Here is an 11180-nt window from a genome sequence, read left to right on the forward strand (position 1 = left end):
CAGTCCGGGACCCTACTTCACTTCAGAGGTCGTGAACAGATGGCTTATTTCAAAAAAATGCCGATTGGTATACAGCTCTCTCTGCTGGTTGCCTTTATTATTGTGGTGGTGCTCTTTATTATCTTTACCAGCTACAGCAAATCCACCAATGTCGTAGAGAAGAAGAACAGCGAGTATTTCACCGAGATGATCTCGCAGATGAACCAGACTGTGTCTTCCAACACTGATGCAGTCAAGCGGATCATTCAGAATATTGCCTACAATTCAACATTTGTACAAGAATATTTAACGGAGACCGATCCTATAGACAAGTACGAGGACTATCTGCAATTAAAAGGCTATATCTCAGACATGATGAATATGAAGGATGGGATATTGGATATCGCTTTAGTAGGCAGAGAGGGCATGAAATTCAATATCAGCGGAGATATCAGCAATCTGCTGCCCTTTGTGGAGGAAGTACCAGACAAGCAGCTGTACTATTTTACCGGAATTACCACTCTTCCATTTAATAACGTGAGCAAAAATGTGTTTATCGCAGGCTGTCCGATCTATTCCATCACCAACTTTGAGGATGATAAAAAAATTGGCACGCTGATGCTTGTGCTGGATGCCAAAGCAATACTGGGCTCGCCTGAGAAGTCCATACGTCTGACCGGAAGTAAAATCTATGCGCTGGACCGTAACGATAAGGTGTTTTTTACCAATGATGCTCAGCTGGATACAGGAAGTCCTTACAAGGAAAGCTTATCGCAAGAAAAAGATAGGGATTATCTGGTTCAAACAGGTGCGGTGCCCGATATTGATGGAAGAATCGTCTTCAAGCTGCCCAAAAGCGAACTGTTGAGTGGAATTGAGGATGTACGCAAGCAATCAGTTATCATCTTCTTCGTTGCGCTGCTTTTGCTGGCTTTTCCTTTCTTCATCGTCATTAGCAATATTATACGTCCGCTGAAGAAGCTGGTGCAGTTCATGAGTGATTTCAAATTAGGCAGGCCTAGTAACTTAAGCCGTCGGATTATCCTGAAGGGTTATGCGGAAATCAGCATTATGGCCAAGAATTTTAACCGGATGCTGGATGAGCTGGATCTCCTGACAAGGCAGCTTGTAGACAGTAACACCAGACTGTATAAAGCGGAGCTGGTAAAAAAACAGTCCGAATTGGCCTTTTTGCAAAGTCAGGTCAATCCCCATTTTTTGTATAATACGTTGGAATCCATCAAGGGGATTGCAGTGGAGGAAGGCTCGGACAAAATATTTAATATGGCTAAGGCGCTCGGGTTTGTCTTCCGTTACAGCATAAAAGGCAAGGATATGGTCCCTCTCCGGGAAGAGTTGACGATGGTCAAAAGTTACCTGTACATTCAACAGATCCGCTTTGGAAGCCGTTTTAAAACAGAAATTCACTTTTCCGAGGATATATTGGAATGTCAGGTTCCAAAGATGATTCTTCAGCCTCTCGTTGAAAATGCGATTTTTCACGGGATTGAACCACAGAGCGGCTCGGGAATGTTGGAATTGCGCGGGGAGCGCACCGGGAATACGATTCTTCTGTCGATTAAAGACAACGGTCCGGGGATCGATGAAGAGAAGCTGCATTCGATTCAGGAAATGCTGTCAGCGCAGGAAGGACTGGAGAGCAATACAGCCAGTATCGGTCTGCAGAATGTCAATAACAGGGTCAAGCTAAACTATGGAGACGAATATGGTATTATGATCAGAAGTGAACAGAGTGAAGGAACTGAGGTTGTCATCACGATTCCGCTGGAGGAGTGCAAATAATATGTTTAAGGTATTTCTAGTGGACGATGAGGAATTAGTGGTCAAAAGCCTGATCGCGAGCGTGGACTGGAGCGGGAACGGGTTCGAAATTGCCGGCTACGCACTGGGCGGAGCGGAAGCTTATGAGGCAATTGAGAGATTGAAGCCGGATGTCGTATTCACGGATATCCGCATGCCAGGTATGAGCGGTCTGGAATTAATCAAAAACTTGCAGAATACAACGTCCAAACCGCTCGTTATTGTTGTAAGCGGCTATGCCGAATTTGCACTTGCCCAAAAAGCAATTAATTACGGAGCCTTTGGCTATTGCTTGAAGCCCTTTGATGAATCCGAAATCGCAGTTTTTTTGAAAAAGGCCAAGACGGTTCTGGAAGGACGGGAAATCACTGCCGAAGGCCGAATTCTTGATTATATCGCTGAAGGCACCAGTGAAGCCGACACATATTTGGACAATGCGCTAAAATCACTCGGAGTAGACATCCGCTCAGCCGGTGGCATTAAAGCTATTGTGTCTGTAGGGAGAAGCAAGCTGATGTTCTCCGGCTGGAGCGGCTGTGTCACCCTGCGTATTGGATTCGGCAAATATGCGTACCTTGTTCAGCAGCTGAACGGGGAGTCACTGTGCTTTGATCTGGAGAACGCCGCGGGGGACGAAATCAAGGGCATAGGAATCAGTGGAGGGATCCGCAGGGCCGGAGAAATCCGCAAAGCGCTGCAGGAGGCTGAGATCAAAGCCTACCGCTTCTTTACAGCAGGAGAGCCATGCTTGCTGACCGATGAGAGTGTGAATTTTAACGAGAAAGAACACGCCATGAAAGACATGGAGGAGGCGATCGTGAGTAATGACAGAGATGCTCTGTCTGCCTGTCTGGATGAGATGGAAGGGCTGTTTGCGGAAGGGAAGCTGTACATCAAGCATGCAGTCATTGTGTATAACCAGACTATGCTGTTCGCGGGGCGAAGCGAGGGTGGGCCGCATGAGGATTTTATTTATTCTTTTGACCAGCTTTGCGGGTTGTTCGATACGGTCTTTGAAATGCTGGTCTTTCTAAAGGAACTGCTGGCAGAAAAGCTGAAGACGCATACGGAATTCAAACGTCTGCATGGGCGGAACCGGACGTTTAATACGATCCTTGATTACGTCAATAAGCATTATAATGAAGATATTTCTATTCCGGCTCTATCCGCACAACTAAATGTAAACGGCAATTACATCAGCCAGCTTTTCAAGAAGGAAGTCGGAACCACATTTACACAGTATCTATACAATCTGAGGATAAACTATGCCTGCAAGCTGCTCTCGACAACGGATCTGCCCATTAATGAAATCGCCGAGCGAACCGGCTATTCCGATTATTTCTATTTTAGCCGGATATTCAAACGTGTGAAGGGCATTACACCAAGTGCCTACCGTGCCGAGCATACCTGAAATCCTGTCCATAGGGGCGGGATTTTTGCTTTGTATGAGGAGTAGCTGCTCTCTCATGCATATCATTAGGCTGATGGATATGGATTTTAAGTAGAAGAGAATGGAGAATTATTAGATGTTTTGTCGAATGAAACGTTTTCATTTTATTGGTTTTGTGCAATATTCACTAATTTGCGTGAATACACCCTCCAGGAATGAAAGCCTATAATGAAGGCAGAGAGAGAAGATGCTTTCCTTAGGAAATGGAGTGAACCTACTTGCAAGAGACTAATGGGCACATGACAACAGCTCAGACGCCAGGAAGGCTGACCGTTGATGCTTCCCGTCCGGGGCCAGTTCTAAATTCCGAAATGTATGGCGCTTTCTTTGAGGATTTGAACCACGCCGCTGATGGGGGGCTATATGCGGAGCTTGTCCAAAACCGCTCCTTTGAATTTGATCCCATTGATAATGAGGACTATCATTCGCTCACGGCCTGGTCGCTTGTTACACGCGGTGGTGGAATCGCTTCCATCCATACAGCACAAGAAAATCCGCTTAGTCCTAATAATCCGACTTATGTTGTGCTGGATGTCACAACGCCAGGAACGGGCGCCGGTTTGATGAATCACGGCTTTAACACAGGCATCGCTGTCCAAGAAGGAGAGCGCTATCATTTCACCTTCTATTGCCGTTGTGACGACAATGGCAGCCGGCCCGTTCAAATTCGACTTGAAAGCCAGACTGAAGATTTGTTTGCCGAAGCCCTGATCACAGTTGAATCCGGAGATTGGGTCCAATATAAGGCAGTGCTAACTTCAAGTGGAACCGATACGGCGGCAAGACTGGTACTGTTGACTACTGGCACGGGCAGGTTGCATATGGATATGGTTTCCTTGTTCCCGGAGAAGACCTTTAATGAGCGGCCTGGGGGACTAAGAAAGGATATCGCCCGCTTGATCGCGGAGTTGAAGCCGGGTTTTATGCGGTTTCCGGGAGGATGCCTGGTGCATGACGGTTCGCTGGACCCCGAAGCCCGCAATTCAATGTACCGCTGGAAGAACACAATCGGTGACGTGGCAAGCCGGCCTTCACGCCGTAATAATTGGAGCTATAATCAGTCGATGGGGCTGGGCTACTATGAGTATTTTCAATTCTGTGAGGATATTGGAGCGGCGCCCTTGCCGGTTCTTCCCGCCGCATACAACCCGCATCACGGCCTTGAAGAACCGCTGGACCAACTTGGTCCATGGATCGACGATGCACTGGATCTGATTGAGTTCGCAAATGGTACTACAGACACGGTTTGGGGAGCAAAACGGGCGGAACTGGGGCACCCAGAGCCTTTTGGTCTACAGTATATCGCCATCGGTAACGAGGAAGTCCGGCAGGGATACTTTGACCGTTATCCTTATTTCCAGAATGCCATCCGCGAGAAACATCCGGAGATCAAGGTGATTTGCTCCAGTGGCCCACAGCCGCAGGGAGAGGATTATGAGACTGGCTGGAATTATTCCAGACAGTTTCAGGCGGATCTGGTCGATGAACACTATTATGCATTGCCATCCTGGTTCCTAAGCAATTGGCACCGCTATGACGATTTTGACCGCAGCGGTCCCAAGGTGTTTGTCGGTGAATACGCTTCATGGGGAAATAAATTTTATAATGCACTGGCTGAGGCGGCCTATATGACCGGGCTGGAGCGGAACGCGGATGTGGTCAAGCTCACCTGCTACGCACCCATGTTAGCCAATATCGATTATGTGAATTGGCGCCCGAACCTTATCTGGTTCAACAATCATCAAGCATTTGGCAGTGTGAACTATTATGTGCAACAAATGTTCAGTCTTAATAAAGGGGACGTGGTGCTTCACTCCGAATTGGCCTTGAATCCTCCTTCGAACGAACATACGGCGACTGAGGAATCGATACGGGGTCGTATCGGTGTTGGCACGTTTAGGACAAGTGTGAAATACATGGACTTCACCATAAGCGATAATTTGGCGGGTACAACCTATTTTAGTGACAGTTTCCAGAATCACTCGTTGTTGTGGAAGATTCGTGAGGGAGACTGGATAGCTGCCGCTGGAGGGTATGTGCAGTCATCTACGGACTTGGCAGACTGCCGGTCGACAGTAAGCGCCGATGTGAGTAATCATTATACGATTTCCGTTAAGGGTGTGAAGCTGGACGGCGAGGAAGGCCTGCGGATTATTTTCGGCGAACAGGACCGTAATAACTACTATGTCTGGAACTATGGGGGGTGGATTAACCGGCTCTCTACCCTGCGCAAATGTGTAGACGGAACTGAGGCTACGATTATTGAAATTGATCAAGTATCTGTTGAGACCGGAAGAGAGTACGCATTAAAGGTAGAGGTATCAGGGAGACACATCCGTTGTTATGTAGATGATGTGTTGATCCATGACTTGATTGACCCAGTGTCTACTATCGAACCTTTGTATTACACTGCCAGCAAGGATTATGCCAGCGGAGATATTATTATCAAGGCGGTGAACGCGCAGGAGGATGAACTTGAAGTGCAATTGACTCTGGAGGGGGTAGACAGAATAGGAGAAATAGGGAAAGTTATTGAACTGAGCGCAGACAGTCTTGATGCCGAGAATTCATTTGCAGCACCGCAAAGGGTTGTTCCTGTCTCGAAGGATTTGACGGGACTTGGGAAATCGTTCACCTACCGTTTCCCCGGTCATTCGGTAACGATGCTTAGATTGAAGACGGATTGAATTTCCTGTCTACCATTGCCATGAACAAATAATAGAGGTGAAGAGAAAATGGCAAGCCATACTCAGCTTGAAATTCCTGAAAAGTTAACGGCACGGCGAACCGGTGGGAAATTGCGAAAAGAGATTGTCAAACATAAATACTTGTATCTCCTTCTCGCACCGCTGGTGATTTATTACATTGTTTTCTCCTATGTTCCGATGTACGGCATATTACTGGCTTTCAAGGAATTTGACTATTCCAAAGGAATTCTGGGCAGTCCATGGAATGATTTTGCTAATTTTACCGCTGTCTTCAACAATCCCGATTTCTGGACGGCTACCCGCAATACGGTTCTGATCAGTCTGGGACGGCTTATCATTGAATTTCCAATCCCAATAGTGCTTGCCCTGCTGCTTAATGAGATTTCGAAAGGGAAGCTCACCCGGATATTTCAAACTGTATTTACGTTCCCTCACTTTATCAGCTGGGTTGTATTAAGTGGAATAATCATAGGGATTTTTAGTGACCAGGGACTTTACAATCAGATTCTTGTGCTTTTCGGAGCGGACAAGTCATCCGTGCTGACTAACGGGCCGGGTTTCACCATAGTGTTATTTATCTCTAACATTTGGAAAGAGGCCGGGTGGTCATGCATTCTTTATCTGGCAGCGATCGCGGGAATTAATCCCGAGATGTACGAAGCAGCCGCAGTGGACGGGGCTAACCGTTTTCAGCAGATGAGAAAGATCACATGGCCTGTACTTAAATCCACTGCGGCAGTATTATTCATTTTGGCCGTGGGAAATGTAATGAATGGTGGTTTTGACCAGATTTTCAACCTGTATAACTCAGCAGTATATCAATATGCCGATATTCTAGATACGTTCGTCTACCGCAGCGCGTTTACGGATGCAACTGGCTTTGGTTTCTCAACTACCGTCGGATTATTGAAGTCCATAATCAATTTCGCCTTACTGTTTGGTGCCAACTATATCGTGACCAAAGTCGGCAAAGAGGAGGGGTTGTAAGTGATAACCAAGAAGTTCAATCTACCCAATGCTCTAATAACACTATTTCTTGGAATAATGGCCTTGGTCGCGCTGTTTCCGTTCTATCAAACGCTGATGCTATCGTTCTCCACGGTATCGGACTCTAGTTCGAGTAAATTGTTCTTGTTTCCCAAGGATTTCGATTTATCTGCATACCGGTTTCTGTTCATTGACGGGAAGGTTACACGCGGGTTGGGGATTACGCTCTTCGTAACCGCAGCGGGTACCATCCTCAGTATAGTGGTTAGCACAGCTGGCGCATATGTGTTATCCAAGAAAACGCTACCCGGAAGAAATATTATTTTCAACGGGATTATCTTTACCATGTTTTTCTCTGGGGGACTCATTCCTTACTTTTTGACGCTGCAAAAGCTGAATCTGCAAAACAATCTGCTGGTGATGGTTATACCCCCTGCGGTTAACACCTTCTACCTGATTATGATGAAAAACTTTTTCAATACGGTTTCTCCTTCCCTTGAGGAATCGGCCAAGATCGATGGAGCTAACGATATTACCATCTTATGGAGAATAGTAGTTCCCGTATCTATGCCTATTATTGCGACCATGACATTGTTCTACGCGGTGGACCGCTGGAATGAATGGTGGCTGCCCACGCTTTTCATTAACGATACCAAACTGTATCCGCTGCAACTGGTGCTGCGTAACGCCATAACCAACATCAGTCAGATTATTAACAGCTCAGCAGGAGCTCAGCTGGCTCAAGGGACACAAAATATTTATGGCGATTCTGTTAAGTCGGCCATGATCATTATTTCAGCGGTACCGATTATCCTGGTCTATCCTTTTGTTCAGAAGTATTTTGCCAAGGGGATTATGATAGGCTCGATTAAGGGATAATACTGGCAAGCAGCCATTATTATAAGACATGACAAAAGGGGATAGTTTACATGAAAAAGAGCAAACAAGCAAAGATGCTGGTGGCAGTCATGCTGGTCCTGACAACAGTATTTGCGGGCTGCAGCAGCAATGATAATAATTCGTCAAGTTCTCCATCCAACGATGCCTCTGGTAGCGCTTCCGGAGAGAGTGGCTCGAAACATCTGGAGCTGGATGTCTCCATGATGGGTATCCAGGACGGATTTGACGCTCCAGGTGCTGAAAATGATGTGATCTTCAATGATATGGAGAAAAAGTTCAATGTTACACTGAAGCCGGTGCAATTAACATGGAACGATTATATGGAAAAAACAAAGGTGTGGGCTGCTTCCGGTCAGCTTCCGGATATTTTTCCGAATGTAATCGCCGTGGATAACAAGGCTCTTTATTCCTCGTGGGCCACGCAGGGTATCATTAAGCCACTTCCAGATGATCTGAGTAAATACCCGACCATTGAACGGATCATGAACTTGCCTTCCGTGACGCCACTGAAGGTCAATGATAAGTATTACATGGTTCCAAGAATGACTTATGACGATGCCAGCGATTGGGTGTTGGACCGTTCCATTTTGTACCGCAAGGATTGGGCAAGTGAAGCCGGATATACCTCTGATCCGAACAGCTTTGAGGAATTTGTCGCCATGATCAAAGCAGTACAGAAGCTGCATCCCGGAACAGTGGGTATCGCGCTTCAGAATAAGAGCTATATTGATACGCAGTTCCTGGGCAGTTTCCCTGAAATGTCCAACAATCAGTCATGGGTTAAAGAAGATGGAAAGTGGATTCCTTCCTATACCTCAAAAAGAGTGGTTGAAGGTCTTCAGCAGCTCAGAACACTTTACAACGATGGTTTACTGGATAAAGATTTTGCCATTCAAAAGGAAGGGGATGGCTTTACGAAATTTCTTAACGGACAAGCCTTTATCTCTTATGGCGGAGCACTGAATTCAGCGGCCAATACAGATACCTTCAAAAAGGCGAATCCTGGTGTAAATCTGACTGACGCAGTTGGAATTATGAATATCTGGCCCGCGGCTGATGGAAACCGATACACCTATGTTGTAACGCCCTACTGGTCGGAAATTTACTTCAACAACATGATGAGCGATGAAGAGTTTGATCGAGCTTTGCAGTTGGTCGACTTCATGGCTTCGGAAGAATACTCTGCATTGTACAAGAATGGCATTCTGGATGTGGATTATAAAATAGAGAACGGAAAAGCGGTATCACTGCTTACCGCTGATGAATCTCTGGCACAAAAATACCCCATTACCAATACGATCAATACACTGGCACAGTGGCATGGTGCATTCTATAAAGCTGGTAAAACAGTGGTCAACGCCAATCCGGATGTAGCGGCTTGGGAAGCCGTGGATCAGGCAACATTCAAAAAGTTCAAAGCGGAAGACAAACCGGCACCGCTTAACTTCGATATTATGCTGATGTCCACACCGGCTAAGAACAAACTGGCGATCACAACCCTTCAGGACGATGAAATCAATACTATTATCGGCAAGGAAGACGTTTCGTCCATGTGGACAAAAGCTGTGAAAAGCTACGAATCCAAGGGTTTGAAAGAAGCCATTGATGAAGTTAACAAGAGAGCCGAGGAAATGGGTTTGTAAGTGTTGAACCACATTCGCTGAAAGCGGAGACGAGCCTTTAAGCAAAGGCTCGTCCCGTTTCTGTGGGTACCAATGCTGATTTCATGCGTACAGTTAAAATGAGTAAGCTATAAACGAGCCGGTAGAGTCGGCAAGTACACGATGCCTATGAACAAGACAGGAGCGTGGGAAATCCCAACGCAATATGCCGAAGCTCCAGAGACCGCACAACCATAAAGGTTCCTTGGTGAAGGCGATTTCGGTTTTGGGGGATCTGCCGCTGGACAATCTCACATATATAAAGGAGAACTCTTATGAACAAACCGCTATATCGTGACCCTATCTATGACGGCGCTACTGATCCCGTGGTGATCTATAATCGAAACGCCGGGGAATGGTGGCTGGTATATACCAGCCGCAGGGCAACGGCCGAAGGTCCAGGCTTCACCTGGGTCCATGGAAGTGATCTGGGAGTTGCATCTTCTAAAGACGGCGGGAAAAGCTGGGTATACCGGGGTATTATAAACGGCTTGGACATTGAATGGGGCCGGAATACGTTCTGGGCTCCGGAGATTATATGGCATGAGGGACTTTATCATATGTATGTCAGCTATATTCAGGGCGTACCGGAGGTCTGGGAGGGACACAAGCGAAGCCTGCTCCACTATACCAGTAGGGATATGCTCTCCTGGAGCTATCAATCCCACATTCAACTTAGTTCAGACAGGGTAATCGATGCATGTATCTATCCTCTGCCGGATGGTCGCTTCCGTATGTGGTATAAAGATGAGGCAAACGGCTCGGTTACTTATGCCGCCGACAGTGCGGATCTTTATTCGTGGGAAGTGACAGGTCCCGTGCTGACCCATCAAGGACATGAGGGTCCCAATGTATTTTGCTTCAAAGGCTATTATTGGCTGATTATTGATGAATGGCGCGGACAGGGGGTATACCGCTCCGTTGATCTAGAACAATGGGAGCGGAATGGACAGATTTTGGATCAGCCCGGCAGAGGCATTGATGACGGTGGAATTGGCTTTCATGCCGATGTGGTAGTTCAGAATGATGAAGCTTATATTTTCTATTTTACCCACCCGGGCCGGACGGGAGATTGGAATACGGTCTCAGCCTACGGTAACCGCCGTTCTTCCATTCAGGTAGCACGGCTTAATGTAATCGAAGGAATCCTGGTTTGTGACCGTAACGAGCAGTTTGAGATTGAGCTTCGTCCAGAAGATTAATTCACTTCAAGTGTCTTTTCGCAAAGCATAAGCTTACCTGCATTGACATCACAAATTCTAAGGGAATTCGGGGAAATTCCGTCTGAGAAGCGCAGGCTTATTACGATTCGTTATTTGAGCTCTACGCAGATTGGGGCATCGATTTCTTAAAAGTTGAATATTAGTTAATTAATTGGCTATGATCTTCAAATAATGACCTTTAAAGTCTGTTGGAAAAAGGATATCATTCCACTAAGCATTTTCTACAAGTGCTATAAAAGGTACGAGGAGGATACTTAAGAGAGTTAACAGCTAAGAATATTACAAAATCAAAATATATTACAAATTCACTGCAATAGTACCTTTATAAATATCGAACATATGACCAATTTTACTAGATATATTCATAACAGCAAAACTAATTTGGGTGCTAGAATTAACGGTATTAAAGAAAGCGCTTTCTATAGTGGGGAGATTAGCCGATTGCCAATCA

General features: G+C 46.1%; 7 protein-coding genes. All 7 read left to right on the forward strand.

The window, feature by feature from the left end:
- The first annotated feature begins 39 nt into the window (after nt 1-39).
- Nucleotides 40-1782, forward strand: coding sequence for a sensor histidine kinase (locus PBOR_RS13270; RefSeq protein ID WP_042212276.1), 1743 nt, complete (start codon nt 40-42; stop codon nt 1780-1782).
- Nucleotide 1783: 1 nt separating this feature from the next.
- Nucleotides 1784-3211 (forward strand): response regulator transcription factor, encoded by a 1428-nt coding sequence (locus PBOR_RS13275; protein ID WP_042212278.1) that lies wholly within the window; start codon nt 1784-1786, stop codon nt 3209-3211.
- A gap of 278 nt (nt 3212-3489) precedes the next feature.
- Nucleotides 3490-5937 (forward strand): alpha-L-arabinofuranosidase C-terminal domain-containing protein, encoded by a 2448-nt coding sequence (locus PBOR_RS13280; protein WP_052429463.1) that lies wholly within the window; start codon nt 3490-3492, stop codon nt 5935-5937.
- A gap of 48 nt (nt 5938-5985) precedes the next feature.
- The gene (locus PBOR_RS13285; RefSeq protein WP_081972031.1) at nt 5986-6945 is read left to right on the forward strand and encodes an ABC transporter permease; all 960 of its coding nucleotides are present in this window, start codon (nt 5986-5988) and stop codon (nt 6943-6945) included.
- Nucleotides 6946-7824, forward strand: a complete 879-nt coding sequence (locus tag PBOR_RS13290) for a carbohydrate ABC transporter permease (protein ID WP_042212282.1) — start codon at nt 6946-6948, stop codon at nt 7822-7824. It begins immediately after the preceding gene.
- Between the two features lie 50 nt (nt 7825-7874).
- Entirely contained in the window at nt 7875-9488 is a 1614-nt protein-coding gene (locus PBOR_RS13295; protein ID WP_042212285.1) for an extracellular solute-binding protein, read from the forward strand.
- Nucleotides 9489-9781: 293 nt separating this feature from the next.
- Nucleotides 9782-10708: a glycoside hydrolase family protein gene (locus tag PBOR_RS13300; protein WP_042212287.1), complete on the forward strand. Its 927-nt coding sequence runs from the start codon at nt 9782-9784 to the stop codon at nt 10706-10708.
- Nucleotides 10709-11180: the final 472 nt, after the last annotated feature.

Source organism: Paenibacillus borealis, assembly GCF_000758665.1.
Lineage (GTDB): Bacteria > Bacillota > Bacilli > Paenibacillales > Paenibacillaceae > Paenibacillus_AQ > Paenibacillus_AQ borealis.

Coding starts and splice junctions, on each gene's coding strand:
- PBOR_RS13270 (WP_042212276.1), top strand. CDS start 40: ATGGCTTATTTCAAAAAAATGCCGATTGGTATACAGCTCTCTCTGCTG.
- PBOR_RS13275 (WP_042212278.1), top strand. CDS start 1,784: ATGTTTAAGGTATTTCTAGTGGACGATGAGGAATTAGTGGTCAAAAGC.
- PBOR_RS13280 (WP_052429463.1), top strand. CDS start 3,490: ATGACAACAGCTCAGACGCCAGGAAGGCTGACCGTTGATGCTTCCCGT.
- PBOR_RS13285 (WP_081972031.1), top strand. CDS start 5,986: ATGGCAAGCCATACTCAGCTTGAAATTCCTGAAAAGTTAACGGCACGG.
- PBOR_RS13295 (WP_042212285.1), top strand. CDS start 7,875: ATGAAAAAGAGCAAACAAGCAAAGATGCTGGTGGCAGTCATGCTGGTC.
- PBOR_RS13300 (WP_042212287.1), top strand. CDS start 9,782: ATGAACAAACCGCTATATCGTGACCCTATCTATGACGGCGCTACTGAT.